27 protein-coding genes and 1 pseudogene are annotated in these 24,519 nt (G+C 72.1%); 9 read left to right on the top strand and 19 right to left on the bottom strand.

Annotated elements, in window-relative coordinates; genetic code table 11:
* The first annotated feature begins 167 nt into the window (after positions 1-167).
* On the top strand, positions 168-1,256 hold the full coding sequence (locus tag MOTC310_RS25865) for an SfnB family sulfur acquisition oxidoreductase (RefSeq protein ID WP_331303815.1): 1,089 nt from the start codon (positions 168-170) through the stop codon (positions 1,254-1,256).
* Positions 1,256-2,671: an LLM class flavin-dependent oxidoreductase gene (locus tag MOTC310_RS25860; protein WP_331303814.1), complete on the top strand. Its 1,416-nt coding sequence runs from the start codon at positions 1,256-1,258 to the stop codon at positions 2,669-2,671. The genes MOTC310_RS25865 and MOTC310_RS25860 overlap by 1 nt, the downstream gene beginning before the upstream one ends.
* Here MOTC310_RS25860 and MOTC310_RS25855 read toward each other — a convergent pair.
* Positions 2,623-3,813, bottom strand: coding sequence for a transporter substrate-binding domain-containing protein (locus tag MOTC310_RS25855; protein WP_331303813.1), 1,191 nt, complete (start codon positions 3,811-3,813; stop codon positions 2,623-2,625). The two genes, MOTC310_RS25860 and MOTC310_RS25855, sit on opposite strands and share 49 nt — an antisense overlap.
* 1 nt (position 3,814) lies before the next feature.
* Positions 3,815-4,870 carry a helix-turn-helix domain-containing protein gene (locus MOTC310_RS25850; RefSeq protein ID WP_331303812.1) on the bottom strand — a complete coding sequence of 352 codons (1,056 nt, stop codon included), beginning with the start codon at positions 4,868-4,870 and terminating at the stop codon, positions 3,815-3,817.
* Positions 4,871-5,249: 379 nt separating this feature from the next.
* Between MOTC310_RS25850 and MOTC310_RS25845 the strand changes: the two genes are divergently transcribed.
* The 3 genes from MOTC310_RS25845 to MOTC310_RS25835 are packed head-to-tail and all read left to right on the top strand — an operon-like array spanning position 5,250 to position 9,892.
* Positions 5,250-8,888 (top strand): S8 family serine peptidase, encoded by a 3,639-nt coding sequence (locus tag MOTC310_RS25845; protein WP_331303811.1) that lies wholly within the window; start codon positions 5,250-5,252, stop codon positions 8,886-8,888.
* Positions 8,816-9,646: an autotransporter outer membrane beta-barrel domain-containing protein gene (locus tag MOTC310_RS25840; RefSeq protein WP_331304115.1), complete on the top strand. Its 831-nt coding sequence runs from the start codon at positions 8,816-8,818 to the stop codon at positions 9,644-9,646. Before MOTC310_RS25845 ends, MOTC310_RS25840 begins: the two co-directional genes overlap by 73 nt.
* Before the next feature lie 48 nt (positions 9,647-9,694).
* Positions 9,695-9,892, top strand: coding sequence for a hypothetical protein (locus MOTC310_RS25835; RefSeq protein WP_331303810.1), 198 nt, complete (start codon positions 9,695-9,697; stop codon positions 9,890-9,892).
* A gap of 169 nt (positions 9,893-10,061) precedes the next feature.
* Here the strand turns inward: MOTC310_RS25835 and MOTC310_RS25830 are convergent, their stop codons facing one another.
* The 4 genes from MOTC310_RS25830 to MOTC310_RS25815 all read right to left on the bottom strand — a co-directional run bounded on the left by MOTC310_RS25830 (position 10,062) and on the right by MOTC310_RS25815 (position 13,494).
* The gene (locus MOTC310_RS25830) at positions 10,062-10,427 is read right to left on the bottom strand and encodes a response regulator (protein ID WP_331289307.1); all 366 of its coding nucleotides are present in this window, start codon (positions 10,425-10,427) and stop codon (positions 10,062-10,064) included.
* Positions 10,424-11,911, bottom strand: a complete 1,488-nt coding sequence (locus MOTC310_RS25825) for a sensor histidine kinase (protein ID WP_331303809.1) — start codon at positions 11,909-11,911, stop codon at positions 10,424-10,426. The genes MOTC310_RS25830 and MOTC310_RS25825 overlap by 4 nt, the downstream gene beginning before the upstream one ends.
* Before the next feature lie 229 nt (positions 11,912-12,140).
* Entirely contained in the window at positions 12,141-12,635 is a 495-nt protein-coding gene (locus MOTC310_RS25820; protein WP_331303808.1) for a YciE/YciF ferroxidase family protein, read from the bottom strand.
* Between the two features lie 334 nt (positions 12,636-12,969).
* Positions 12,970-13,494, bottom strand: coding sequence for a DUF3016 domain-containing protein (locus tag MOTC310_RS25815; protein WP_331303807.1), 525 nt, complete (start codon positions 13,492-13,494; stop codon positions 12,970-12,972).
* Between the two features lie 193 nt (positions 13,495-13,687).
* Here MOTC310_RS25815 and MOTC310_RS25810 point away from each other — a divergent pair, with 193 nt between their 5' ends.
* Positions 13,688-13,816 (top strand): hypothetical protein, encoded by a 129-nt coding sequence (locus MOTC310_RS25810; RefSeq protein ID WP_273560679.1) that lies wholly within the window; start codon positions 13,688-13,690, stop codon positions 13,814-13,816.
* Positions 13,817-13,825: 9 nt separating this feature from the next.
* On the opposite strand, the gene MOTC310_RS25805 is transcribed toward MOTC310_RS25810, so the two are convergent.
* On the bottom strand, positions 13,826-14,104 hold the full coding sequence (locus MOTC310_RS25805; RefSeq protein WP_331289303.1) for an adenylosuccinate synthase: 279 nt from the start codon (positions 14,102-14,104) through the stop codon (positions 13,826-13,828).
* A gap of 29 nt (positions 14,105-14,133) precedes the next feature.
* Entirely contained in the window at positions 14,134-14,382 is a 249-nt protein-coding gene (locus MOTC310_RS25800; protein ID WP_331289302.1) for a DUF6894 family protein, read from the bottom strand.
* A gap of 122 nt (positions 14,383-14,504) precedes the next feature.
* On the opposite strand from MOTC310_RS25800, the gene MOTC310_RS25795 reads away from it, so the two are divergent.
* Entirely contained in the window at positions 14,505-14,762 is a 258-nt protein-coding gene (locus MOTC310_RS25795; RefSeq protein WP_331289301.1) for a hypothetical protein, read from the top strand.
* Between the two features lie 76 nt (positions 14,763-14,838).
* Here the strand turns inward: MOTC310_RS25795 and MOTC310_RS25790 are convergent, their stop codons facing one another.
* The 4 genes from MOTC310_RS25790 to MOTC310_RS25775 all read right to left on the bottom strand — a co-directional run bounded on the left by MOTC310_RS25790 (position 14,839) and on the right by MOTC310_RS25775 (position 17,120).
* Positions 14,839-15,297, bottom strand: coding sequence for a Ros/MucR family transcriptional regulator (locus tag MOTC310_RS25790; RefSeq protein WP_331303806.1), 459 nt, complete (start codon positions 15,295-15,297; stop codon positions 14,839-14,841).
* Between the two features lie 346 nt (positions 15,298-15,643).
* Positions 15,644-15,868, bottom strand: a complete 225-nt coding sequence (locus MOTC310_RS25785) for a hypothetical protein (RefSeq protein WP_331303805.1) — start codon at positions 15,866-15,868, stop codon at positions 15,644-15,646.
* 491 nt (positions 15,869-16,359) lie between these two features.
* Positions 16,360-16,509 carry a hypothetical protein gene (locus MOTC310_RS25780; protein ID WP_331289299.1) on the bottom strand — a complete coding sequence of 50 codons (150 nt, stop codon included), beginning with the start codon at positions 16,507-16,509 and terminating at the stop codon, positions 16,360-16,362.
* 116 nt (positions 16,510-16,625) lie between these two features.
* Positions 16,626-17,120, bottom strand: a complete 495-nt coding sequence (locus MOTC310_RS25775) for a GAF domain-containing protein (protein ID WP_331303804.1) — start codon at positions 17,118-17,120, stop codon at positions 16,626-16,628.
* 411 nt (positions 17,121-17,531) lie between these two features.
* Here MOTC310_RS25775 and MOTC310_RS25770 point away from each other — a divergent pair.
* Positions 17,532-18,096: pseudogene (locus tag MOTC310_RS25770) on the top strand (hypothetical protein).
* A 186-nt stretch (positions 18,097-18,282) separates the two neighbouring features.
* On the opposite strand, the gene MOTC310_RS25765 reads toward MOTC310_RS25770, so the two are convergent.
* The 5 genes from MOTC310_RS25765 to MOTC310_RS25745 form a co-directional block, all read right to left on the bottom strand.
* Entirely contained in the window at positions 18,283-18,696 is a 414-nt protein-coding gene (locus MOTC310_RS25765; protein WP_331303803.1) for a VOC family protein, read from the bottom strand.
* Positions 18,697-18,789: 93 nt separating this feature from the next.
* Positions 18,790-18,969, bottom strand: a complete 180-nt coding sequence (locus MOTC310_RS25760; RefSeq protein ID WP_012321170.1) for a hypothetical protein — start codon at positions 18,967-18,969, stop codon at positions 18,790-18,792.
* A 131-nt stretch (positions 18,970-19,100) separates the two neighbouring features.
* On the bottom strand, positions 19,101-20,423 hold the full coding sequence (locus MOTC310_RS25755) for an MFS transporter (RefSeq protein WP_331289296.1): 1,323 nt from the start codon (positions 20,421-20,423) through the stop codon (positions 19,101-19,103).
* A gap of 424 nt (positions 20,424-20,847) precedes the next feature.
* Positions 20,848-22,419: an ABC transporter substrate-binding protein gene (locus MOTC310_RS25750; RefSeq protein WP_331303802.1), complete on the bottom strand. Its 1,572-nt coding sequence runs from the start codon at positions 22,417-22,419 to the stop codon at positions 20,848-20,850.
* A gap of 73 nt (positions 22,420-22,492) precedes the next feature.
* Positions 22,493-22,789, bottom strand: a complete 297-nt coding sequence (locus MOTC310_RS25745) for a hypothetical protein (RefSeq protein ID WP_331289294.1) — start codon at positions 22,787-22,789, stop codon at positions 22,493-22,495.
* A gap of 297 nt (positions 22,790-23,086) precedes the next feature.
* Here MOTC310_RS25745 and MOTC310_RS25740 point away from each other — a divergent pair, with 297 nt between their 5' ends.
* Positions 23,087-23,272: a hypothetical protein gene (locus MOTC310_RS25740; protein ID WP_331303801.1), complete on the top strand. Its 186-nt coding sequence runs from the start codon at positions 23,087-23,089 to the stop codon at positions 23,270-23,272.
* Between the two features lie 322 nt (positions 23,273-23,594).
* On the opposite strand, the gene MOTC310_RS25735 is transcribed toward MOTC310_RS25740, so the two are convergent.
* Positions 23,595-23,843: a hypothetical protein gene (locus tag MOTC310_RS25735; protein ID WP_331303800.1), complete on the bottom strand. Its 249-nt coding sequence runs from the start codon at positions 23,841-23,843 to the stop codon at positions 23,595-23,597.
* Between the two features lie 64 nt (positions 23,844-23,907).
* A complete protein-coding gene (locus MOTC310_RS25730; protein ID WP_331289289.1) occupies positions 23,908-24,381 on the bottom strand; it encodes a CYTH domain-containing protein in 474 nt (157 codons plus the stop codon).
* Positions 24,382-24,519: the final 138 nt, after the last annotated feature.

The raw sequence follows: 24,519 nt of genomic DNA, 5'->3' as shown, positions 1-24,519 counted from the left end.
ATCCGTATAATGGCCCAAATCCATCGCCGAATGCATCATTGTCAAGGTTACACATCGATGAAGGTGTCATTGATATTTTGATCTTTTCATTCAAGGCATGAAACTTTTCAACTTCAAGCCCCCTTCGGACGAGAAGATCTAAAGCAGGGGAATGAAAAAATACATTTATGTTACTGCCGGTCGCCGAGATCGCGCGCTTCACCGAATCCGGCCTCTGGGCGATCACGGTGCCGACGGAATATGGCGGCCCCGGCCTCGACAGCGCCACGGTCGCCCAGGTGATCGCCCGGATCGCCGCGGCGGACGGCTCGCTGGGCCAGATCCCGCAGAACCATTTCTACGCCCTGGAGGTGCTCCGCAACGGCGGCACCGAGGCCCAGAAGCGCGCCCTCTACGGCCGCGTCCTGGCGGGCGAGCGCTTCGGCAACGCGCTGGCCGAGATCGGCGCGCGCGACCACACCCGCCGCACCCGGCTCGTGCGCGACCGGGCCGGCTGGCACGTCGAGGGCCGCAAATACTACTGCACCGGCTCGCTCTACGCCCACCGCATCCCCACCCTGGCCAACGCCGAGGAGGACGGCCGGGCGGTCGCCTACCTCGTCTTCATCCCCCGGGACGCGCCGGGCGTCACCCTGGTCGACGACTGGGACGGGTTCGGCCAGCGGGTCACCGGCTCGGGCTCGGTCCTGTTCGAGCGCGTCGCCGTGGAGCCCGACTGGGTGGTGCCGTTCCAGGCCTCGCTGGAGCGGCCGACCGCCATCGGCCCCTTCGCGCAGATCCTGCACGCCGGGATCGATCTCGGCATCGGGGCGGGCGCCTTCGCGGCGACTTTGCCCTTCGTGCGCGACCGCGCCCGGCCGTGGATCGATTCCGGCGTCGCCCGGGCCAACGAGGATCCGCTGACCCTCCACGCGCTGGGCGACGTGCAGGTGCGCCTCGCGGCGGCCGACGCCCTGCTGGCGCGGGCCGGCCGCTTCGTGGACGCCGKGCAGGAAGCCCCCGACGCCGAGACCGTCGCGGCCGCCTCCGTGGCGGTGGCGGAGGCGCGGGCGGCGAGCCACCGGGCCGGCCTGCTCGCGGCCAACAAGCTCGTCGAGCTCGGCGGCACCTCCGCGACCGACCGGGCCGAGGCGCTGGACCGCTACTGGCGCGACGTCCGCACCCACACCCTGCACGATCCGGTGCGCTGGAAATACCACTGGATCGGCGCCTACCACCTCGACGGCCGGCATCCGCCCCGGCACGGAGCGCTCTGATGGCCGCCGCGACGAAGCAGATCCTGCTGAACGCCTTCAACATGACCTGCGTGGGCCACATCAACCACGGGCTCTGGACCCACCCGCGCGACCGCTCGTCCGAGTACAACACGCTGGGCTACTGGACCGAGCAGGCGAAGCTCCTGGAGCGCGGCCTGTTCGACGGCCTGTTCATCGCCGACATCATCGGCGTCTACGACGTCTACGGCGGCGGCATCGACGTGACCGCCCGGGAGGCCGTGCAGCTCCCGGTCAACGACCCGACCGTGATGATCTCCGCGATGGCGGCGGTGACCGAGCATCTGGGCTTCGGGGTGACCATCAACGTCCACCAGGAGGCGCCCTACACCTTCGCCCGGCGCCTCTCGACCCTCGACCACCTGACCGGCGGCCGGATCGGCTGGAACGTCGTCACCGGCTACCTCGACAGCGCCCACCGCGCCCAGAGCGGCGGCACGCTGCCGGCGCACGACCGGCGCTACGACTACGCCGACGAGTACCTGGAGGTGCTCTACCGGCTCTGGGAGGGCAGCTGGGACGACGCGGCCGTGCGCCGCGACCGGGCGGCCCGGGTGTTCAGCGATCCCGCCCATATCCGCAAGGTCGTCCACCGGGGCGCGTTCTTCGCGGTCGAGGGCTACCACCTGTCGGAGCCGTCGCGCCAGCGCACGCCGGTGCTCTACCAGGCCGGCGCCTCGGGCCGCGGCCGCGCCTTCGCGGGCCGCCACGCCGAGTGCGTGTTCATCTCGGCCCGCGACCCGGCCGCCGCCCGCGACTCCGTCCGCGCCATCCGGGCCGAGGCGGTCGCCGCCGGCCGGAATCCCGAAGACGTGAAGGTGTTCGTCGGCCTCGCGATCATCCCCGGACGGACCCGGGCGGAGGCCGAGACGAAGCGGGACGAGTACCTGTCCTACGCGAGCCCGGAGGCGGGGCTCGCGCATTTCTCCGCCTCCACGGGGATCGACTTCGCCCGCTACGGTCTGGACGAGGCGATCCCCTACGCGCCGGGCAACGCCATCCAGTCGGCCACCGCGGCGGCGGCCAGGCGCGGGCTGACGAAGCGCGACCTCCTCGCCGAATTGCGGCTCGGCAGCCGCTACGCGGTGCTCACCGGCGACGCTGTGGCGATCGCCGATGAACTCCAGGCCTGGATCGAGGAGGGCGAGGTCGACGGCTTCAACCTCAGCCGGATCGTCGTGCCGGAGAGTTTCTCGGACTTCATCGACCTCGTGATCCCGGAACTGCAGGACCGCGGCCTCTACAAGACCGCCTACGCGGAGGGCTCGCTGCGGGCGAAGCTGTTCGGCCAGGGGGACCGGCTGCCCGCCCGCCACCCGGCCGAGGCCTACCGCCACGGCGGCGCCCCTCAGCGCCCCTGGGACTCGCCGCTCTCGGAGCCGAACCAGCGGCCGTAGATCTCGTCGTAGCGGCCGTCCTCCCGCAGGCCGAGGAGGGCCTGGTTGACGCGCTTGCGCCGGGGATCGTTGGCCGGGAACAGGATGCCGTAGGATTGCCGGTTGAAGGCCGTCCCGACCAGGCGCAGGGCCTCGTGGCCGGGCCGGGTCGCGTAGTAGCTCAGTGCGGGGGCATCGTAGACGACTGCCGCGACCGTGCCGGCCTGCAGCGCCGCGCAGGCCTCCTCCAGGGTCGCGAAGCCCACCGGCGTGGCGAAATGGTCCGCCAGGTAGGCGACCGAGGTGGTGTTGGCGACCGTGCCCACCCGCTTGCCCGGCAGGTCCTGCGGGCCGTTGATCGCGCCGCGCAGGCGCTCCACCGTGGCCGTGCTGGTCAGGCCCGCGGTGAACCACGCCACCAGGGCGATGCAGGTGAACAGCCAGAGCACCGTGACGGCCCGCGCCAGGGGGCTGCGCGGCATCTCCTCCGCCTGCGCGGCGAGGCTGCTCAGGGCCCACCAGACGACGTGGGCGAAGCCGCGCGCCGGTCCCGAGCGCGCCGCCATGCCGCCGGGGTGGCGCCGCTCGAGCCACCAGACCAGGGCCGCCACCGCCAGGATGAGGGCGGAAAGCCCCAGGAGGACCTGCAGGAAGGCGGCGTCGCTCAGGAGCGCCCGGAGGGCCCGCGCGGTGGCCGAGCCGGTGGCGTCCGGCTCCGCCCGGACGGCGATGCGCAGGCCGGTCTCCAGCATCGTGACCGAGAAGTCGAACCGCCGCTCGCGCTCCGCGGTGATCGACACCGCCGCGATGGCGAGGTCCGCGCGCCCGTCCGAGACCGCCGCGAACAGGGCCGGCAGGTCGTCGACGCGGACGTACGCCGTCCGGACGCCGAGCTCCCGCGCGACGGCGTTCCAGAGATCGACGCTGAACCCGCGCAGCCGGCCGTCCTCGTCCATGACCAGGGGCGGCACCGGATGCGTCGCGACCCGCCACGTCTCGGGCTCGCCGGTGCGGAGCGCGGGCGCCGCCTCCCGGGTCTCGGCCCGGACGGGCTCCGCGGCGCGCGGCGCGGCGGCCGCGAAACACAGGGAGAGGAACAGGACGAGGGACAGGATCCCCGCGGGCGCGCCGGCGCGCCGCCGGCCGGCGGACCGGCGCGGCACGTCAGAGGCTCTCGATCCAGTTGCGCAGGACGGCGCCGGGCGCGGGTTCGGGGCCGGTCTCCAGGCGCTGGGACGCGTCGCTCGGGATGAAGCCGAACCGGCGCTTGAACGCCCGCCGGAAGGTCCGCTCGTCCGAGAAGCCGACCGCGAAGGCGACCTGCGAGATGCGCAGGGGTTTGGGGGCATCGTCGCGCACGAGCATCCGCATCGCCGCCATGAGGCGGCGGTCGCGGATATACGCCACGATGCCGTTGGGGGCGAACAGCCGGTACAGGGTCGAGCGCGACAGGCCGAGCCGGGTCGCGATCAGGGCGGGCGTCAGCTTCGGGTTGCCGAGTTCCGCCTCGACGAGGCGGCGGACCCGGATCCGGATGTCCTGGTGCTGGGAGGGGCGCCCCTCCTCCTGTCCGCGCAGCCAGCTGGCGCAGAGCTGGGTGATCGCCGCCGAGGCCGCCAGGGCCTCGCGGCGGTCGAGGAGGTCGCCGCAGGCGACGACGTTGGCGACGAAATTGTGGACCAGCCGCCCGAACGGGTCGCCGTCGTGGTCGAGGGGGCGCCCGTGCAGGGCGTCCGGGTGGCAGCCCTGCTTCTCCAGCAGGGCGCGGGGGATCACGACGTTCGTGGCGTCGACGGCGCCCGCCACGATGCGCACGGGCTGGGCGAGGTCGAAGACGATGCACTGCACCTCGTTCACCGGGCCCGCGCCCTGATCGGTCTCCACGCGGCTCTGCCCCCGCCGGTAGAACTGCAGCAGGATGTGGTCGAGCCCCTGCTGGCCGATCATCTCCCGCGTCCGCACGAGGGTGTGGGCCGGCGCCACCACGTCGCCGACCAGCAGGTCGCCGAGATGGTAGCTGCGCATCGCGATCGGGACGGTGAGATCGGTCTCCGGGCGGAAGCTCACGTCGAAGATGGGCGCGAGATGGTCCTGCCACGCCCGCCCCAGCGCCGCGGGATCCCCGGGCGGCTCGAACCGCAGGCAGGCGACCTCGCCGCCCGGAGCCTCGCCCCCGGCCGGCGCCGCGTCCGGGTCCCGGTCTCTCTCCTCGGAAGACATACGTCGAGCCTGACACCTGCTGTTCGCGCGACCGATGAAGAACGGGGGCCTGCCCCAAGGTGACGCGTGGCAACGCGGTCCGGTCGTCCCGCACGTTAGCCGCGCCCACCCGGACAGTCTTCCTGTCTCCCGCCGACCCGGGCGGCTGTACACTGTCGTTTGCCGGGGCGGCGTGCGATTCGACGCGGGCGCCGCCCGACCGGACCGCCCCCGGCGCAACGTCCGATCATCGTGCCCCGCGAGCCGGCGGTGTGGTTCCATCCGTCCCAGAAAGGGGGATCCCCGTTTCAGGACGTCGCGCGCGGCGCCGGGTGTGGCCGCGATGTGATAGTCCGTTAAAGCCGCATTTTCTAACTCCCGTGCAAAGCTTGCGGCAGGCATGACGGGGGTCAGTCCGGTGGTCCAACAGTATAGCGATGTAGAGCGTGTGACCGGATCCTGTGATCCGAGCCGGGACGCGCGCGCCGGAACCCGGCGTCGCGGCCCCGTGCGACTCGGATTGCTGGTCGGCAGCTCGCTCGCGACGCTCGCGCTGGCTCTGGGACCTGTGGCGGCGCAGACCATGCCGGCGCGCTCGCCCTCGACGGTCGATGCCTTCGGGGTTCCGTTGACGACGAGCCAGTTCGACACGCCGGAGTATCGAGCCGATTGGGGCCTGTCTGCGATCAACGCCGCCACCGCTTACGCCCGAGGCTTCACCGGTCTAGGCGTATTGGTTGCCGTGATCGACTCCGGGATCGACCCTACGAATCCGGAATTTAGAGGAAAGATCTCTTCACAATCACGCAATTTTATTCCCGGACTAAATCAAGATCTCATATATGATACGGATGCCAGATCCAGTCATGGAACCCATGTCGCTGGTACGATCGGGGCTGCCCGTGATGGCGTTGGGATGATGGGAGTTGGTTTCGACAGCAAGATACTGGCGCTGTTCGATTTGCGCGACACGATCAGCGCAGTAGAGACAGCAACTCAAAACGGCGCCCGGGTCTTGAATGGTAGCTATGGACCGACAACTTCCCGACCGGTCGTCGATGGATTTCTAAATCCGAACTATAGGAAAATGTCAATCCAAGAATACTATGCATCGGACGCGCTAGAAACTAATGCTCTTATCGAAGCCGCGCAGTCAGACATGCTCATGGTCTTTGCCGCAGGCAACGATCGGAGAAGCCAACCCGATGTATCCCAAAACCCGAGCGGCGCCGCATTCTATCCATTCATCAAGCCAGCGAATGCGAATAGCGGTCTCTACCAATTTTATACCAGCTACGGGACTGACCCTAATGGCGATCCCAGCCCCGACTATGCGCCGACCGGCCCCGTCGACCAAAGCAAAATTGATTTTTCGAAACTTGACGGATTTATCGTATCAGTAGTCGCGGTCGACAAAAACAAGCAGATCGCCAATTTCAGCAACTGGTGCGGGGTTACGGCAAGGTGGTGCATCGCGGCGCCGGGCGTCGACATCTATTCAACCGTGCAGGTCGGACAGGGCTACAGCGGCTTCGACGCCAACGGCAATAAGATCCTCAATGGTTCGAACTACGGGCCTCTGCAAGGCACCTCGATGGCCGCGCCGCACGTGGCCGGTGCCGCGGCCGTGTTGCGTCAGGCGTTCCCATTCCTGACGGCGCCGCAGATCGCCCAGACCATGTTCACAACCGCCACCCATCTCGGTGACGGACCCGCCGATGCCCCGAACGACATCTACGGATGGGGCCTGCTCAACCTCGGCAAGGCGATCGACGGCCCGGGTCAGTTCACCTCCACCTGGACCGTCAACACCACCTACAACGGCCAAGCCTATTACGGTCGTTTTGCCAACGACATCTCAGGCGTCGGCGGCCTGATCAAGGTCGGGCTCGGCACGCTCGAACTCGCCGGCACCAACACCTATGCCGGCGGCACCGCCGTCTACGGCGGTACCCTGGCCGTCTCCCGCGACGCCAATCTCGGCGCCACCGGCACCGGCCTGACCCTCGGCGGCGGCACCCTCGAGGTCCTCGCCGACGGCTTCGCCACCGCCCGCCCGCTCACGCTCTCCGGCCCCGGCACCCTGCAGATCGATGTCGGCACCGCCACCTTCGCGGGGCCGATCGCCGACGGCGGCCAGCCGGGCGTGCTCGTCAAGACCGGCCCCGGCACCGCCGTGCTGTCGGCGGCCAACACGTTCACGGGCGGCGCACTGGTCGGCACCGGCACCCTGGCCCTGACCGCCACCGGCAGCCTCACCGCGCCCGTTCTCGTCGGCTCGGCGGCGAGCTTCCTCAATGCCGGCCTCGTCTCCGGCAGCGTCGCCAATCTCGGCGTGCTCGCCAACAGCGGCACCATCGCGGGCGGCCTCGCCAATGCCGGCCTCGCCTCCAACACCGGCACGGTCGGCGGCGGCGCGGCCAACAGCGGCAGCCTGGTCAATGCCGGCACCCTCGCGGGCGGGCTGATTAACACCGGCACGGCCCTCAACACCGGCACCGTCGCCGGCGGCGCGGCCAACAGCGGCGTCCTGAGCAACGCCGGCGCCATCGGCGGCGGCGTCGCCAACACCGGCCTCCTCGCCACGAGCGGCACGGTCAGTGGCGGCCTGACCAATGCCGGCACCGTGCTCGCCAGCGGCGGCCGCCTCGACGGCGCCATCGCCAACGAGGCCGGCCTGCTCGCCGTGTCCGGGACCGTCACCAGCAGCGGACCCTTCGCCAACGCCGCCGGCGCGACGCTGGCCGTCACCGGCAGCTACAGCCTCGCCGGGCCCCTCACCAATGCCGGCCTCGTCGCGGTCGCCCCGGCCGCCAGCCTCACGGCGCCCGCCGGCCTCAGCAATGCCGGCCTCGTCGCCAGCGCCGGCACCCTCACCACCGACCTGACCAACACCGGCATCGCCCAGCTCTCCGGCCAGCTCAACGGCACCCTCACCAATGCCGGCCTCCTGCAGATCACCGGCCCGCTCGCCGGGCTGACCAGCCTGACCAACACCGGCGCGCTCGACCTCGGCGGCACCGCCGTCGCGGTGGCGCGCCTCGCCGGCTCCGCCTCCGCGGTCCTGGGCAACGGCGCCCTGACCGTCACGGGCGCGACCGCCTCGACCTACGCCGGCGCCATCCTGGAGACCGCCAGCCCGACCAGCCTGACCAAGGCCGGGACCGGCACGCTCGCGCTCACCGGCCTCGGCCGCTTCTCCGGCCCGACCACGGTCCAGGCCGGAACCCTCTCGCTCGACGGGCTCTGGACCTCGCCGGTCACGGTCGCGGCCGCCGGCACCCTGCGCGGCATCGGCACCGTCGCGGCCCCGGTCACCGTCGCCGGCGCCCTGCGGCCGGGCAACTCCCCCGGCACGCTGACCGTGCTCGGCCCGGTGGCGCTCGCCCCCGGCAGCAGCCTCGGCCTCGACATCGACGGGCCGGGCACCGGCACCGGCGCGGGCAGCTACGCCCGCCTCCTGGCGCTCGGCTCGACCGGCACGGTCTCGGCCAACGGCACCCTGGTGCCGGAGCTGCGCGGCATCACCGGCAACGCCACAAACAGCTTCACCCCGGCGCTCGGCCAGCGCTTCGGCGTGCTCACCGCGCAGGCCGGGCTGTCGGGCACGTTCACCGGGCTCGCCCAGCCGGCGGCGGGCCTGCCGGCCGGCACGCGCCTCGACGCGCTCTACGCCGCCACCGGCCTCGACCTCGTGGTCACGCCCGCCGCCTACGGCAACCTCGCAGGCCTCGGCCTCGCCCAGACCGGCAACGCCCGGGCGGTGGGCGCGGCGCTGGACCTCGCCCGCCCGGAGGCCGGCACGCGGCCGGACGCGGCGCGGGCGCGGGTGTTCGACCCGCTCTACGCGGCCAGCCCGGCGACCCTGCCGGGCGGGCTGGCGAGCCTGTCGGGCCAGAGCTACGGCGACGCGGTGATGACCGACCTCGCCGCCCGCCGGCTNAGGGCCGGGTCTGGGCCGACGCACTGTACGGGTTCGGCGCGCGCGCCGGCGACCGGGCGGCCGCGGGGGCCGGGTTCGACGCCGGCGGGCTGCTGATGGGCGTCGACCGGCAGGTCGGCGCGGACACGCGGGTGGGCGGGGCGTTCAGCTACCTGCGTGAGGGCGGCACGTCGCGGGGCGCGGGTCTGGGCCGGTTCACCACCGACAGCTACGGCGGCACGCTCTACGCGAGCACGCGACTCGGCGCCGTGGTGCTGCGGGGCACGGCGGGGGTGTCGTACGCGGACGGTCGGGTCGACCGGACGGTGGCGCTGGGCGCCGCGGTGTCGCAGGCGAGCGGGCTGTCGTCGGGCTGGAACGGCGGGGTGTCGGGCTTTGCCGGCTACGCGCTGGCGGTGGGTCTTCCGGTGGAGCTCGTTCCGGAGGTGGGCTTCAGCTACGACCGGCTGACGCGGGGCCGGGCGTCGGAGCGGGGCGGGCTGGTCGGGCAGGGCTTCGGCGGGCAGGGCTTCGGCGGGCAGGGCTTCGCGGTGGCGGATCTCGACGCGGCGCGCGGGCTCGTGGGCGGTCGGGTGACGAGCGCGGCGTTTGCCGGCATCCCGGAGCTGCGGCTGGAGGGGCGGGCGTACTGGGCGCACGAGCTGGCCGACACGGCGGCGGTGATCCGGTCCGACGTGTTCGGGGCGGGGTTCTCGAGCCGGACGAGCGCGCTGGGCCGGGACGGTGCGGTGCTGGGGGTGAGCCTGACCGGCGCGGTCGCCGCGGGCGTGCAGCTGTCGATCGGCTACACGGGCGAGCTCCGCCCGGGCGCCACCGCCCAGGTCGTCTCCGCAGGCCTCCAGGCCGCGTGGTGAGGGACGGCGCCGCCCGTCTCCGGGCGGCGCCGGGCTCCGGAAGCGAACATGCGCGGGAAAGACGGTCAGGATGATCCGCCGAGAGAGGCCGGGCCGGCGCGCCGCCGGCCCGGCCTCTCTCGGCGGCTGCTCAAGGGTCTCGAGGCGATCGAGGTGCTGGTCCAGTTGGGCCGGCTGCTCTGGTGGCTCCTGAGAGGCTTGTGGCTGGCCGCCGGCGCGATCGTGCGCCTCTTCGGGGATCGCTGACCCGCGCTCGCGCCTGAATCGCTACCGACCGGGACAGGGTGATCCCGGAAGCGTTCCCGCACGTCGCCTGGGACAGAGTACCGGTGCAGGACTATACGCCTGCGCCGATGTTTCACGGGAAACATCGGCCGGGTTGCCGGATCCCGGGCCGCTGGCGCGCTCGGACCTGTCAGCCGAACAGGGCGCGCGCCACAACCTGCGGGTCGATCGGCTTCTGGCAGAGGGCCACGGCGCCGTGGAGCGACGGCACGGCGACCGGATCGTAGCCGGTCGCGAACAGGAAGGGCACGCCGCGCGCGTGCAGCGCGTCGGCGACGGGATAGACGAGCTCGTCCTGCAGGTTGATGTCGAGAACCGCGGCGTCGATCTCGGCGGTGCCGGCGATCAGTGCCAGCGCCTCGTCGACGCTGGCGACCGGCCCCAGGACCTGGGCGCCGCCCTCCTCGAATCCGGACTTGAGATCAACGGCGATGAAATAATCGTCCTCGACCAGCAGGACACGCCTGCCGGCCAGCGCGCGCGGTTTCGGGGTCATACGGGGCTGCCTGCAGCTTCTCCCTCGGGGAGCGGGATGTTGATCGAGCAATGTAGCACCGTATCGCCGAGTTCGTAGCTGGTCGTCGCCTTCAGGGCGTAGGGCAGGGCATGCTCGATCAATTCCCGCCCGTAGCCGCCCCGCGGCGCGTCCGACAGCTCCGGTCCGCGAACGAGACCTTCCTCCACCCATTCCACCAGCAGCCGGCCGCCGCCGTCGTCCGCCCTGTAGGTCCGCCACGTCACGCGCAGGCGGCCATGCGCCGTGGTGAGCGCGCCGTATTTCAGCGCGTTGGTGGCGAGTTCGTGCAGCGCCAGCGCGAAGGTCTGCACCGTCGCCTTGCGCAGGCGCACCACGGGTCCGTGGAGCCGGATGCGCTCCTGCATGGCCGGGGCATCGAGGGCGGCGAGTTCCGTCTCGATCAGGGACCGGAGCGTGATCGGTTCCTGATCGGAGCGCGAGAGGAGGCCCTGGACCCGGGAGAGGGCCGACAGACGGTCGTTGAACCGCTCCCGAAACGTCTCGCCGGGCCCGGTCTGGGCCATCGTCTGCTTGGCGATGGAGCGCACGACGCCGAGCAGGTTGCGGGTCCGGTGCTGCAGCTCGGCGACCATGACCTGCTGCCGCTCCTGCAGCTGGCGCAGATCGTCGATGTCGGTCGAGGTGCCGAGCCACCCGACGATCCGGCCCTGGGCGTCGCGGACCGGCGCCGCCCGGGTCTGGAACCAGCAGAAGCGCTCCTCGGCCGCGTTGCGGAGCCGGTGCTCGAAGGAGAGATGGCCGCTCGCCGCCGCCTCGCGCCACGCGGCTTCGGCGACCCCGTAATCGTCCGGATGGACGGCGTCCAGCCAGCCCCAGCCCAGGCTCGTCGCGTCGGTCTGCCCGGTATAGGCGTGCCATTGCGGGCTCGACCAGATGCAGGCCCCGTCGATCGCGGCGCGCCAGACGAGTTGCGGGATGCCCTGGGCGAGGGAGCGGAACAGCTCCTCGCTCTCGCGCAGGCGGCGCTCGGCCAGCACCCGCTCGGTGCTCTCGACCACGATGGCGATCACCCCCGCGGGTCGTCCGTCCTCGCCGAAGACGGGCGAGTAGTCGAGGTTCATCCAGACCGGCTCGGGCCGGCCGTAGCGGTGCAGGGTGAGTTCCTGGTCCTTGTAGGACAGCGTCCCGCCGGCCAGGCCGACGCGCATGACGTTGTCGTTGAAGTCGGCGACCTCCGGCCAGCCCTCGCGCACCTTGGAGCCGAGGAGCTTGGGATGGCGCCCGCCGGCGAAGCCCGAATAGGCGTCGTTGTAGATCATGATGCCGTCCTCGCCCCAGAGCAGCACGATCGGCACCGGCGATTGCAGCAGGGTGCTGACCGCGAAGACCAGGCTCCGCGGCCAGTCCGCGATCGGACCCAGCGGCGTCTCCGCCCAGTTGTAGGTCCGGACGAGGTCGGCGAGTTCGCTGCAGCCGGCCGAGAAGATGCAGGCCTCGCTCATGCGGTGGACCGACTCGTGAGGCTCCCGCTCGGGCGAGCGCAGCGCGGAGGGCGGGGCCCGGTCCGCGACCGGCCCGGTCGGCCGGCCCGTCGGGCGGGCTCCACCGACGCTACTACACCGTCCCTGCGCCAGATAGGGGTGCCGGCGTCGCCGGCACGCCCCGCCTCACCCGGTCCCCGCGACCGACCGTCGGGTCCGGATCGCCGGAGGCCGCGCCCCGTACCGACCTTCAGGCCGCGGCGCGCTCCACCGCCTCGGCGAGCTGGCTCGCGGCCGCGTCGCCCTTGTAGATCTCGTCCACCGCCTGCTTCAGCTTGGACGCGTCGTCGGTGCGGCCGAGGGCCTTGGCGTAGGCGGCCGCCGAGCCGAAGCCGGCGAGGCCGTAATGCGACATGCGCTGATACTGCGCGATGATCGCCACGTCGCGCAGCCGTCCGTCGGGCGAGGCCTCCTTGATCCCGTGCTTCAGCGCCTCGGCGACGAGGCCCTCCATGCCCTTGCAGTGCTCGGGCCGGGTCTCGCCGCCATTGGCCTGGATCAGGCTCTTCAGCACGTCGGTGTGCTTCCGGATCCCGCCCACGGACTGCTCGAGCATCCGCTTCAGCTTGGGGTCGCTGACCTGCCCGCTGAGCTGCTGCACGGCCCGGACCATCTGGTCGTTAGCCGACCAGAGATCCTGCATCTCGTCGAGATAGACCTCTTTCAGGGTGCCGGGTGCCGACATCGTCGCCTCCTTCGGGTGTGATGCCCGGTGAACCCGAGGGGTGCGGGGGTGTTCCGGGCCGCCGGACCGATCCGGCCCGACCTCGGGCGCCGCGACGCACGTTCGCGGCCCTGCCGGGCGTCTCCCGCCGAGGGCCGGGGCGGCCTCGCCGCGGCTCGGGGAGCCGCGATCCACCACGCGCGCATCGACCCTCGCCGACGCCCTGCTGACCGGGGCTGCGGCGGCCCGGCGGCGACAGCGGCGGCAACGCCGTCACCGGAAGCACGGCGGCCCCGAGCGGGCGGTGGGCGGCGCCGGACCGGCCCGGTGCCGGCCCGGCCTCCACCGGGCCGCCCTAGCCGCGGCCCGCAGGTTCCGGAAAGCGCCGGGCGAACCAGTCGCGGAGGATCTGCCGCTCGTAGTAGAGACCGCCGGTGGAGAAGCGCGGGTTGGACGTCAGCAGGAAGTTGATATCCGTCACCGTGTCCTCGCCCTGCGCGACGAGGCGTCCGCCCCGACGCAGGCTGTAGGCGAGGCGGATCCGCGGCGGCGTGGCGTCCGTCACGACCCGCAGGCCCGTCGGGGTCGCGAAACCGGGGCGGTCGAAGCCGGCGAGATCGACGTCGAGCACGGTGATGTCGAGGCGCTCGTCCGGGCGGAGCCGCGCGGTCCCGAGATCCGTGAAGATCCGGGTCAGCTCGGCCAGCGTGACCCGCAGCGGCTGCCCGGAACCGAAACGGTTCTCGGCATCGGTGAACCGGTCCGGCGCGGCGTAGCGCACGTCGACCCGTGCCCGTACCGGCTCCGCGGACGCCGCGGTCATCGACAGCGCCGCCGCGATCGCGCGTGTGGCCAAGCCGCCGGCGAGACGCTTGCGCATACCGAACTCCTCTCCGCCCGACGAGGGCAGCCTCCCGAATGGAACCGGTCGAACGGAGCCGGGTATCCCGCGCCCCGCGCGACTGGCCGGCTGCGACCGAATGGCTCCCGCCCGTTCATAGTCTCGCCGTGTTCCGGGCGCCTCGTAGCGCACCCGGCCCGAGGGGCGAGCCGGTCATGGGAGTCCGACGCGCATGATGAACTCTGTTCTCGCGCTTCTCACCGTCGTGGCGGTGCTGGTGGTCACGGCGCTGTTCAAGCTGCCGCTCCTGCCGTTCCGTCTCGTGGGCCGTCTTCTGCGGAGCCGCCCGGCGGCGGCCTGATCGAGCCGCTCAGGCCGCCGCGTCGATGAGGAATTCCATCCCGCGACCCGGCCCCTGATCGGAATAGTCGACGAGCGCCAGGCCGCGCTCGGCCAGGGTCGCCTCGACGGTGTCCCGCTCGCGGCGGACCATCTGACCCACCGCCAGCGGGGTCAGCCGGGGACTCGCGCGCCGCAAGCGGTCGACTCCGATACTCGCCGGCATGCCCGCGTCCTCGGCGATCCGGGCCAGGGCGAGGCCCAGGTCGCGCGCCTTGGTCTCGGCGGCGGATTTCGGCTTGAAAGCCATCTGCTTCTCCTCCTGCGCGGCCACCCGTCTCAGGCGGCCCGCCTGTCGACGCTCACATCCGGAAAGGCCCGGATCCAGACCCGGCGCCCCTTGGCGTCGTAGACCTCGACCTGCCAGCCCGACCAATCGAACCGCTCCACGACCCGCTCCATCAGCGCGAGCGCGACCCGCTCGGCGTGGGCCCGCATCTGCGCCGCATTCGGAAACCGGCTGCCGCGCAGGTCGGTCACCAGCTCGTGACCGTCCGTGCAGTGGAAGCGGTAAAGCCGTGTCGGCATTGAGCTCCTCTCGATCAATCCACAGCACTCCACCGCGATCCGAGAACACGGCGCGTCGGCGGTTGAACCCGCCACGACGATGCGCTTTGTTCGTGATATGTTCTATACGGATTCGGACGGCGATGCACCCAGATCCCGAGGCGGCCCCTGCGGAGATTCGTCTCAGGGAGGCCGAGACGATCGCCGTCGCCTATCGGCGGGCCGCGAAGGGCGATGCGTGGACCGCCCTCGTCGCGGCCATCGCGGATGCGCTGGTCGATCTCGACGCGCTGGAGCAGCGCCTCGCCCGGCAGGGCCGGCTGATCTCCCCGGGCTACGCCCGCGGCCGCGTCGAGTCGGGCGGAATCCGCGGGCAACGCCGCGCCGGCCCGGAGGATTGAGAGCGCGGTCGAGGCCCGCGCGGTGGTCCGGGCGGCCGGAGGTGTCGCCGCCGCGCGGCGACACCCCTGTCGGGGATCAGTGGTCCGAGACGCCGCGCCGCGCCATGGCGCCGGGCTGGCCCAGGCCGATCGCCTTGGCGAGGGCGGAGCGCTGCTCGGCGTAGCCGGGGGCGACCATCGGATAGTCGGTCGGGAGGCCGTAGCTGTCGCGGTAGCTGCGCGGATCCAGGCCGTGGCTGGCCAAGTGGCGCTTCAGCGTCTTGTAGATCTTGCCGTCGATGAAGCTGACGATCCCGTCGTGCCGGACCGACTTGCGGATCTGGGCCGCGCTCGGCTTCTCGATCTCGGTCTGCGAGGCCGCGCCGATCTCCGCGGTCGGCGTCCCGGTGACGAGCCCGCTGATCGCGCCGTGCACCCGCGCGATCAGCGCCGGCAGCTCCGCGGCCGGCACCGGATTGTTCGACACGTAGGCGGCGACAAGCTCGGCGGTCATCACGGCCAAGGTGTTGGATGTCTCATCGAAGGTCTCATTCATGGTCGGACTTTCAGCGAGCGATTTACGTTCCCACGGTTTGGGCGCGGCATGGGTTTAAACAGCGTAAATATGAAACGAAGACTCGATGAATATCTCGAGATTTTACCGTGCCGTGCCTGTGCCGGGTGCGGGAGGTCCGTCACCCGTCATCGGAGATCGCGGAGGATCTTGGTGCGCGCTGTCGCGGGCGATCCGGCCGCCCACGCGACAGGCCCGGGCCGCCCCGACCAACGCTCTCGGGCGCGTGCGGGTGCCTGCGGTCGTCCTCGACGGGCGCGTCTCGCGACCCGGCGCGGACGGCGTACCGCGCCTCGGGGGGCGACGAGCAGAATCGGAATTCGCGGCCTCAGCCGGCCCCGTATCCGCCCTTCCGATTGTCCGGCCGCGGCACGGGCGGCCGGGTGTCGTAGCCGCCGCTCTCCGGCGCCTCGCCGGATCCGGGGTCCACGGGGCCCGGAGCGTGGGGACCGCTGCCGCCGGCCGCCGGATCGGGCCGCTTCTCCGGGGCGGCCGGCCGGCCCGGCGGAACCGTTCCCAGGGCCTCGCGTGCGGCGTCGACATCCTGTCCCATGCGTCCCTCCCGACCGGCCATGCGGTCCCTCGTGTAGAGCCAAGACAGGAGGTCGCCGCATGTTCCCCGGAGGCATGGTCCCCGGAGGCATGGTCCCCGGAGGCATGGTCCCCGGAGGCATGGTCCCCGGAGGCATGGTCCCCGGAGGCATGGTCCCCGGAGGCATGGTCCCCGGAGGCATGGTCCCCGGAGGCATGGTCCCCGGAGGCTTGGTCCCCGGAGGCTTGGTCCCCGGAGGCTTGGTCCCCGGAGGCTTGGTCCCCGGAGGCTTGGTCCCCGGAGGACTACGCGGCCGGCCCCGGTCACGAGGAGCCGGGCCGGTGCCGAGGACAGGGCGGCCGCCCGCGCGGAGATCCGGCGACGCCGGTCACGACGGCCAGTTCGGGCCCGGCCAGCAGATCCTCCGGCCGGTCCGACCCGGTCCCGGGGGACGGGAACCCGGCGCGGTCGCCGATCAGGACCGGGAGGCTGGGCGTCGCGTCACCGCGGCCTCATTTCCGCTCGCCGGTGGGATTGGGCGTCGCCGACGTGTCGGGCGCGACCGCCGGATTGACGGGCGTGACCTTCGACCACGTGGCCGCGATCGCCACGATGGCGAGCAGCAGGGCGATGAAGATGCCGATGAGTGTGAGGCGCTTCATGTGGCGGGTCTGGATCTTCCGTGCGGGGGTGTGAAGGCGGGGAACGGCCGGGGCGGCCGATCGATCCCGCGCCCGGCGCGATCCGGATGCCGCCTCCGATGCGGCGGCCTCGCCCCCTACGACCCCGCCGGACGCATCCGCGCCAGGGCCGCCGCCGCCTGCCGGGCCAGCCCTTCGAGCCGGCGGACCGTCTCGTCGTCCGGGATGACCGAGGCGCACCAGTAGGCGCCGAGCGCCGCGACCGGCTCGGGAGAGCCGATCGGCACCATCACCAGGCTGCGCATCGAGGTCAGGCGGTAGAGGGCGACCGGCACCCGGGGATCGCACTCGATGTCCGGCACCACGATGGTCTCGTCGTCGAGCATCGCGCGCCCCGAGACGCACGCCGTCAGCGGGAATCTGCGGCCGCGCCACAGCGGCTCGATGGCATCCTCGGCGGCGTAGAAGGAGGCGTCGCCCTCGCGCAGCACCACGGCGATCCCGTCGGAGCCGGCAATCTCCCGTGCGGTCTCGCGAAGGATCGCGACGATGTCCTCCAGGGAATGAGCGGTCGCCAGACGGCGAGAGGCCCGAACCAGACCCGAGGCGGGATCCAGGAAACGTTCATCCATGCGGGGCGCGTCGCGCGAGCACTCCGGTCAAGCGGGGTAAGATTCCGTGCCGCGTCGCCGCGAGCCGGGGCCGTCACCCGGACCCGACCACCGTCCCGAGCCTGACCGGGGCCGTTGGGCGGGGCAACAACCTAGATCAAGCGTTTCGGCGACGGCGATCGGGCGCCGGGAGATGAGCGAGGGCCGCGTCCGCCTATTGTCCGTCGCAGCGCGATACCGCGACAGAAGTCTTGAAATAGTTCCGAGCCCCTCGATCACGACGCCGCGATGATGTGCTCCAGCGCACCTTCCGGTCCACCGGCTCGGGACCCCCGCCGACGCTGTTGCAACGATGCACTATCGCGGCCGCACATCCTGACGTCCTGTCCGTCCCGCACACATCCCGTCCAACGGGAGACAGAGGACCAGATGATCAAGAAGCTTCTTCTCGCGAGCGCCGCCACGGCCCTGCTGACCGGCGCCGCCTCGGCCGCCGACCTGCCGCGCCGCGCCGCCCCGCCGCCGGTGTTCACCCCCGTCCCGGTCTTCACCTGGACCGGCGCCTACTTCGGTATCAACGCCGGCTACGCCTTCGACGCCAGCGACCGCAACACCGGCAACACCTTCGCCGTCCCCTTCCCGTACGCCGCCCCCGGCACCGTCGCCTCCTTCCGCAACCGCAGCCAGGACGGCTTCTCCGGCGGTGGCCAGATCGGCTACAACTGGCAGATCACCCCCGGCTCCGGCCTCGTGATCGGCGTCGAGGCCGACGCNCGCCCTGCCGACCGACTCGTTCCTGAACTTCTTCCGCTCCTCGGCCGTGACGCTCAAGGTCGAAGGCCTGTACGTCAACCTCGACCGCAACACCCGCAACCAGGGCGCGTTCGTCATCAACGCCGCCAACAACTTCCCGGTCGTCTACAGCGGCGTCGGCCGCCGCTCCGACGAGTTCGCCGTCGTCCGCGCCGGCCTGAACTACAAGTTCGGCTCGTACTGAGACCGCGCCGCGGCGGTCGGATCCCGACCGCCGCGCCACGCCGATCCACGCCCGAAGGGGCCGCTTCCGCAAGGAGGCGGCCCCTTCGCCGTTCAGCCTGCACCAACGCCACCCGGACGCCGCAGCGCGCGCGGCCAGGCGGAGAGGGGGGCGCGCCGGGTTCGAGGCCGGGCGCCCCGTACCGGCTCAGTAGCCCTTCCAGAGGCCGGGCGTGGCCAGTTCGAGCAGGTGCCCGTCCGGGTCCCGGAAGTAGACGCTGACGCCACCCCTGGGCCAGCGCGTGCGGCCCTCGACGGCCACGCCGGAGGCCGCGAGATGATCCTCCCAGGGCGCGAGGGCGTCGGCGTCGATCGAGAACGCGATATGGGCCGGGCCGCGGCCGTCATGGGGCGGGATGAGCCCGCCCGGCGCCTCGATCGGCTGCAGGGACCCGCCCTCCGGGAAGAGCAGGAGGACGCCGCGGCCGCCGACGTCGAAGGCGCGCATGCGGAAGTCGGTGAAGAGACAGCGCAATCCCATCGTGTCGCGGTAGAAGGCCTCGGCGCGGTCGAGATCCGCGACGTACAGCGCCGTCTCCAGGATGGCGTTGAGCTTGGGCACGGCGGTCTCCTGACGGCGACTCGGTCACGGGCGGCGGCCCGCGGCCGACGGGCTCGATCGTCCGGCGGGGACGTCCGCGGGCCCGCGCGGGGCTCACGGCCCGCCGGCGACCGCCCCGGCGATCACCATCAGCAGGGCCTCGAGGTCGATCCGCCCCGAGATCCGCGCGTAACCCGGCTCCGACAGGTCGACCTGCGGCGCGGGATCCTCCGCCTCGGCCTGACGCGTGAGCTCCGCCAGGATGGCGTCCCGCAGGGCGTCGTCGAGCTTCATGGGTCCGGCTCCCGGTCATCGGTGCGCCCGGCCTGCGGGACCTGATCCGGTCCGGATCGGTCCCGTGCCGGGCGATGGCTGCACGGGGCCAACCGGCGGGCCCCGGGCTCGGTTCGCCGCGGGGCCGCGCTTCAGACGGCGGACGGGCGCGGCGCGCCCTGGTCGGGGCGCGGCGTGCGGCCGGGCACCAGCGACAGGGCGGCCGAGAGCAGGGCGAAGACCACCAGGGGCAGCAGGCTCAGGGTGAAGCTGCCGGTCCCATCCTTGATCGCGCCGATCAGGTAGGGACCGAGGAAGCCGCCGAGATTGCCGACCGCGTTGATGGCCGCGATGCTCGCCGCCGCCGTGGCGGGCGGCATCTGCTCGGTCGCGAGCGCCCAGAACGGGCCCTTGAGCATGTAGACGCCCATGGCGGCGACCGTCAGCGCCGCCACGACCGGGCCGAGCCCCGACAGGACCGTGCCGCCCGCGAGCCCCAGCGCCAGGATCAGGAACGAGAGCGCGAGGTGCCAGCGCCGCTCGGCGGTCCGGTCGCTGTGCCGGCCCCAGAGGACCATCGCCAGGGACGCGAACCCGTACGGGATGCTGTTCAGGAGCCCGGTCTCGACATTGCCGAGGCCGAAGCTCTTGACGATCTGCGGCGTCCAGAACGACAGCCCGTAGCTGCTCGCCGTCGAGCCGAAATAGATGGCCGCGAAGAGGGCGAGCCGCCGGTCGCGCAGGATCTCCCAGAGCGGCGGCTTCGCGGGCGCGCCGCGGCGGGTGTTGCGCGCCGCCTCGGCCCGGAGTTGCCGCTCCAGCCAGTCCCGCTCGGCCGCCGGCAGCCACGCCGCGTCCCGCGGCCCGTCCGGCAGGAACCACAGGACCGCGACGGCCAGGACCACCGCCGGCAGGCCCTCGAGGATGAACAGCCACTGCCAGCCGGCGAGGCCGAACCCCGTCACGTTGAGCAGCGCGCCGGAGATCGGCGAGCCGAGGAACGACGAGATCGGGATCGAGATCATGAAGATCCCGATGATCCGCGCCCGGTAGGCGGAGGGGAACCAGTAGGTGAGGTAGAGGATCACGCCGGGGAAGAAGCCGGCCTCGGCGAGCCCCAGCAGGAAGCGCAGGGCGATGAACGACCACGGCCCCTGCACGAGCGCCATGGCGGCGGAGATCAGCCCCCAGGTCGCCATGATCCGGGCGATCCACAGCCGCGCCCCGAAGCGCTCCAGCATCAGGTTGCTGGGGATCTCCATCAGGAAGTAGCCGAGGAAGAAGATGCCGGCGCCCCAACCGAACACGGTCGCCGACAGGCCGACATCGTGGTTCATCTGGATGGCCGCGAAGCCGACATTCACGCGGTCCAGGAAGGAGACGAAATAGGCGAGGATCAGGAACGGCACGAGCCGCCAGCCGATCCTGCGCATCGCCGAGCGTTCCAGGGCGGCCTCGTCCAAGGAGCCTGTCATCGGGCCTATCCTCGCGGCGTGTCGTGGGTTCAGGCCGGCCCCCGCGGGGGTCCGGTTCGATCCAGGTCACGTCTCCAGGTCACGGCCGGGCCCGCGCGGGGCTGGACGGCGCCGGGCGCCGCCGCGCGGGCGGGGCGGCGGGCAGGCGCGTCGTCTCGGGCTTCCTCGCGGGCCGGTCATCTCTGGTGGTGACCTGTGCCGACCCTGCTTAACCCGCGGCCGCCGCGGCTGGGAAGCGCCGCCGGGCTTCAACGGAGCGGATCTGTTGAGGGGACGGCCTCGATCGTCGGCCAGGATGCCGCCGACGAGTCGAGGCCGTCGCAGATCGCCGGCCGGCTCCGGCGACGCGGTCGGCCGCACCCGATCTGCGCGGGCCGCGCGGATCGGGGACGGCGCGGGCGGTCTGCGACCGCCCGGACCGGCTTCAGCCCTTCCTGACGTTCCAGAACACCGGCACGCCCTCGAGGACGCCGCTCAGGGCCGGCTTGTACGAGGTCTGGTTGAAGTACTGCCCGAGGGGCAGGTAGGGCAGGTCGGTGAAGGCCTGCTGCTGGAGCTCGCCCGCGAGCCTCTTCCGCGCGGCGGTGTCCGGGGCGTCCAGCCACTGATCCCGCAGCGCCTCGATCTTCGCGCTGGTCGGCCACCCGATCGCGGCGCTCTGGCCCGTCCCGCGCAGGAAGGCGCTGACCGCGGGGTTCGCCTGGTCGAGTCCCGCCCAGAAGGTGCAGAACGCGCTCCAGCCACCCTGGGCGACCGGCTCCTTCTTGGCGCGCCGCTGCACCACCGAGCCCCAGTCCATCACCTGGTAGTCGACGTTGAAGCCGGCGCGCGTGAGCATGTCGGCCGCCACGTCGGCGAGCGCCTTCAGGCTCGGGAAATCCGAGGCGCCCATCAGCACCACCTTCTCGCCCTTGTAGCCCGCCGCCGCGAGCGCCGCCTTGGCGCCCGCGAAGTCGCGCTTGCCCGTGAGGGCGCCGAGGCCGACGTCGCTCGCCATCGGCAGGCCCGGGCAGAAGAAGCCGGTCGGCACGTGGATCAGCTTGGGATCGGTGCCGGTCACCGCCTGCATGAAGTCGGTCTGGTCGACGACCTTCAGCAGCACCTGCCGGATCGCCGGGTTGTCGAAGGGCGGCTGGAGCTGGTTCATCCGCAGGCAGCCGATCAGGCCGGTCGGGTCGGTGATCCGCGTCGTGAGGCCGCCGAGGGTCGGGACGAGATCGGCCGGCGGCTGCTCCCACCAGTCCATCTCGCCCGTCTGCATCGCCGAGGCGGCGGTGGCCTGATCGGGGATGACGTGCCACTCGACCCGGTCGACGAAGGCGCGCTTCGGGCCCGAGGTCCATTGCGGCTCCCCGCCCTCCCGGGGGACGTAGCCGGCAAAGCGCTCGTAGACCACCCGGGCGCCGACCACGCGCTCGTCCGCCTTGAAGCGGAACGGGCCGCTGCCGACCATCTCGGTCACCTGCGTGAACGGGTCGGTCTTGGCGAGCCGCTCCGGCATGATGGCGCAGATCGAGGAGCCGACCTTGCCGAGCGCGTCCGGCAGGAGCGCGAAGGGCTTCTTCAGCCGGAACTGGATCGTCCGGTCGTCCGGGGCCGAGAGCTCGTCCGTGTAGGCCATGAGCGTCTGGCCCATGGCGTCGCGCTTGCCCCAGCGCGCCACGCTCGCCATGCAGTCGCGGGCCAGCACGGGGCTGCCGTCGTGGAAGGTCAGCCCGGGCCGCAGGGTGAGGCGCCACAGCGTGCCGTCGCTCTCCACCGTGTGGCCGGCCACCATCTGCGGCTGGGCGGCGTAGCTGGCATCGGTGCCGTAGAGCGTGTCGAAGACGGCGAGCCCGTGGTTCCGGGTGACGTAGGCGGTCGTCCAGATCGGATCGAGCACCGTCAGGTCGGCCTGCGGGATGAACTTGAGCGTCCGGGCGGCGCTGCCCTGAGCCAGGGCCGGAGCCGCGAGGGCGGCGCCCGACAGGGCCATGAAGGATCGTCTGTTCAGCATGCCGACTCGCCCAAGCGTTGCAATCCCGCCGAGGTTAGCACGTGGCGGGCCAAGCGCATCACGGGCGCGCCGGTCAGCGTCCCTCCGCCAGCTCCTGCACGAGGGTCAGGACGCGACGGCGAACCTTGGGATCGTCGATGCGCCTGTAGGCGCGCAGCAGGGCCTCCGCCTCGTCGGCCTGCCCGCCGGCGCCCCGCTCCGGTCCCTGCGGACCGTACAGGGAGGCGGCCGGAACCTGCAGCGCGTCGGCGATCCGCTGCAGCAGCCGCCCGGCGCTCGGCGCGCGCGGCAGGGCGGAGCGCTCGTACAGCTCCTCCTCCGCCGCCGCATCCCCGGAGGATCTGCCCTGGACAGGTGACTTCGATCCCATCGGCGGTCAGGCTCCGGCGCGCGGGCTGGCTTGAGCATTCATAATACAGAAGACCGGTGGGACGCGAGTGGCCAGCACGCCACAGTTGCATAAATGCGTCAAAGAACTCTTGAGGTTGCAGCCATCGTCCTCGCAGATCGACCGGCACGGCGCCCGGCACGTGCACCGCCAGCCCAGGACCACCGCGTCCGTCGGCCAGACCTGCTCCGAACCCTTCCAGATCGCGCTCGATTCGGCCGACATGATCGGGCACCGGGCGCGGGATCCCGCGGCGGACCGCGTGCGGGTCGAGCCCTGGTGGTCCGCCTGTTCAAGGTCGATCCGACCGAGGCGGAAGCCGGCATCCCGCTGGCCGCCTACGAGAGAACCACCCACGCCGACGACCGCGACCGGGTCATCGGCCCGCTCCGCCGCGGCGTCGCGGCGGGGCGTTCCTACGGCGCCGAGGACCGGGTGATCTCCATCGACGGCCGGACGCGCTGAATCCTGGCGCGCGGCCGCTTCACCGGCGACCGTGCCGGCCGGCCGACGGGTGGGCGCGGGATCCTCGTGGATATCGCGCGGCTGCGCGCGCGCGGAAGCCGGCGGCGCGGCCGCGCCCGATACCGGCGACGCGCCCTGGACCGGGCGGCGTCGACGAGGCGGCCGCGCGCGTCCTGCCGGTCGCGTCCGGTCAGGCGTCCGGTCCAGGCCCGTCACCGCGCGCGACGGCGGGGCGGCGGACGAACGAATTGCGGCTCGGCGAGCGCTGGAAGCGGCGCCTTCCGCAATTCCTGCGCTGACGGCCCGGCCGCGGCCCGCCGCGTCAGGCGAAGAACTGCCTGAAGTTCTCGAGCCACCCGCGCAGCCAGGCTTCGCACCCCTGCCGGGCGCCCTCGGCGTCCTGGCCGTGGCCCCAGACGTCCTCGGCCAGCGGGCTCCACCAGGTCCAGAACCGGCTCGACCCGTCGTAGGCGCAGATCCCCACGACGACCGCCCCGACCCGTCCGACGAAGCGCGGGAGCGGCACGCCGGCGGTCTCGTCCTGCGTCCAGGTGATCAGGGTCCGGGGCATCCCGTTAGAACGGCGACCGCCCCCGGATGTTCAACCGGACGGATCCGCGGGACGTGGCGGGGATCTAGGCCGCCTGCCGCTCCGGCGGCGGTCCCGCGGCCAGCCGCGAGTTGCGGTAGCGCGCGTCGTCCGTGACCTCGCGCTCCACCCACGGAGGGAGCACCACCGGCTGGTCCTCGCGCTCCAGCTCGATCTCGGCCAGGATCAGGCCCGCGAGCGCCCCGCCGAACACGTCGACGTCCCACATCGCCCCGGCATGCGCGATCCGGTAGCGAGTCTTCTCGAGCCGCCGGTCGGGCGGCACCGTGGCGAGGAGCGCCGCGCCGTCCTCCGGCGCGATGGCGAACTCGATCTCGTCCCGGCTCGCGCCGCGGCGCGGGCTCTTCCACGTGAGGAGCGCGCGCTCCCCGGCGCGGCGGATCCGGATCGTGTTGGCCGCGTCGGTGAGGAGATACCCCTGAACGAGGGGCGTCCCCGCCCGGCACAGCGCCAGAACCGACGGGTTCGCGATGAACTTGCGCTCGATCTCGACAGCCATGCCGCGCCTCGTGGACGTTTGACGCGTCAGCCTTCGCGGACTAGCCGGCCCGAGACAAGCCGGCTGGCGGGGATGAGCACAGCGTTACAGGCATGGCTCGCTGCCAATGCGCGCGGGCTGCGATGCGATCCTGTTAAA

The sequence above is a fragment of the Methylobacterium oryzae genome (assembly GCF_036441375.1).
GTDB lineage: Bacteria > Pseudomonadota > Alphaproteobacteria > Rhizobiales > Beijerinckiaceae > Methylobacterium > Methylobacterium oryzae_A.
This window is presented reverse-complemented; position numbering and strand designations above follow the sequence as displayed.

What these genes read in the sequence shown, in the direction of transcription:
- MOTC310_RS25825 (WP_331303809.1), bottom strand. Translation starts at nt 11,911, where the DNA reads ATGAGCGAGGCCTGCATCTTCTCGGCCGGCTGCAGCGAACTCGCCGAC.
- MOTC310_RS25810 (WP_273560679.1), top strand. Translation starts at nt 13,688, where the DNA reads ATGATGAACTCTGTTCTCGCGCTTCTCACCGTCGTGGCGGTGCTGGTG.
- MOTC310_RS25805 (WP_331289303.1), bottom strand. Translation starts at nt 14,104, where the DNA reads ATGGCTTTCAAGCCGAAATCCGCCGCCGAGACCAAGGCGCGCGACCTG.
- MOTC310_RS25750 (WP_331303802.1), bottom strand. Translation starts at nt 22,419, where the DNA reads ATGCTGAACAGACGATCCTTCATGGCCCTGTCGGGCGCCGCCCTCGCG.
- MOTC310_RS25850 (WP_331303812.1), bottom strand. Translation starts at nt 4,870, where the DNA reads ATGTCTTCCGAGGAGAGAGACCGGGACCCGGACGCGGCGCCGGCCGGG.
- MOTC310_RS25730 (WP_331289289.1), bottom strand. Translation starts at nt 24,381, where the DNA reads ATGGCTGTCGAGATCGAGCGCAAGTTCATCGCGAACCCGTCGGTTCTG.
- MOTC310_RS25780 (WP_331289299.1), bottom strand. Translation starts at nt 16,509, where the DNA reads ATGAAGCGCCTCACACTCATCGGCATCTTCATCGCCCTGCTGCTCGCC.
- MOTC310_RS25830 (WP_331289307.1), bottom strand. Translation starts at nt 10,427, where the DNA reads ATGACCCCGAAACCGCGCGCGCTGGCCGGCAGGCGTGTCCTGCTGGTC.
- MOTC310_RS25815 (WP_331303807.1), bottom strand. Translation starts at nt 13,494, where the DNA reads ATGCGCAAGCGTCTCGCCGGCGGCTTGGCCACACGCGCGATCGCGGCG.
- MOTC310_RS25735 (WP_331303800.1), bottom strand. Translation starts at nt 23,843, where the DNA reads ATGCCCCGGACCCTGATCACCTGGACGCAGGACGAGACCGCCGGCGTG.
- MOTC310_RS25775 (WP_331303804.1), bottom strand. Translation starts at nt 17,120, where the DNA reads ATGGATGAACGTTTCCTGGATCCCGCCTCGGGTCTGGTTCGGGCCTCT.
- MOTC310_RS25790 (WP_331303806.1), bottom strand. Translation starts at nt 15,297, where the DNA reads ATGAATGAGACCTTCGATGAGACATCCAACACCTTGGCCGTGATGACC.
- MOTC310_RS25745 (WP_331289294.1), bottom strand. Translation starts at nt 22,789, where the DNA reads ATGGGATCGAAGTCACCTGTCCAGGGCAGATCCTCCGGGGATGCGGCG.
- MOTC310_RS25860 (WP_331303814.1), top strand. Translation starts at nt 1,256, where the DNA reads ATGGCCGCCGCGACGAAGCAGATCCTGCTGAACGCCTTCAACATGACC.
- MOTC310_RS25800 (WP_331289302.1), bottom strand. Translation starts at nt 14,382, where the DNA reads ATGCCGACACGGCTTTACCGCTTCCACTGCACGGACGGTCACGAGCTG.
- MOTC310_RS25755 (WP_331289296.1), bottom strand. Translation starts at nt 20,423, where the DNA reads ATGACAGGCTCCTTGGACGAGGCCGCCCTGGAACGCTCGGCGATGCGC.
- MOTC310_RS25760 (WP_012321170.1), bottom strand. Translation starts at nt 18,969, where the DNA reads ATGAAGCTCGACGACGCCCTGCGGGACGCCATCCTGGCGGAGCTCACG.
- MOTC310_RS25785 (WP_331303805.1), bottom strand. Translation starts at nt 15,868, where the DNA reads ATGGGACAGGATGTCGACGCCGCACGCGAGGCCCTGGGAACGGTTCCG.
- MOTC310_RS25835 (WP_331303810.1), top strand. Translation starts at nt 9,695, where the DNA reads ATGCGCGGGAAAGACGGTCAGGATGATCCGCCGAGAGAGGCCGGGCCG.
- MOTC310_RS25795 (WP_331289301.1), top strand. Translation starts at nt 14,505, where the DNA reads ATGCACCCAGATCCCGAGGCGGCCCCTGCGGAGATTCGTCTCAGGGAG.
- MOTC310_RS25820 (WP_331303808.1), bottom strand. Translation starts at nt 12,635, where the DNA reads ATGTCGGCACCCGGCACCCTGAAAGAGGTCTATCTCGACGAGATGCAG.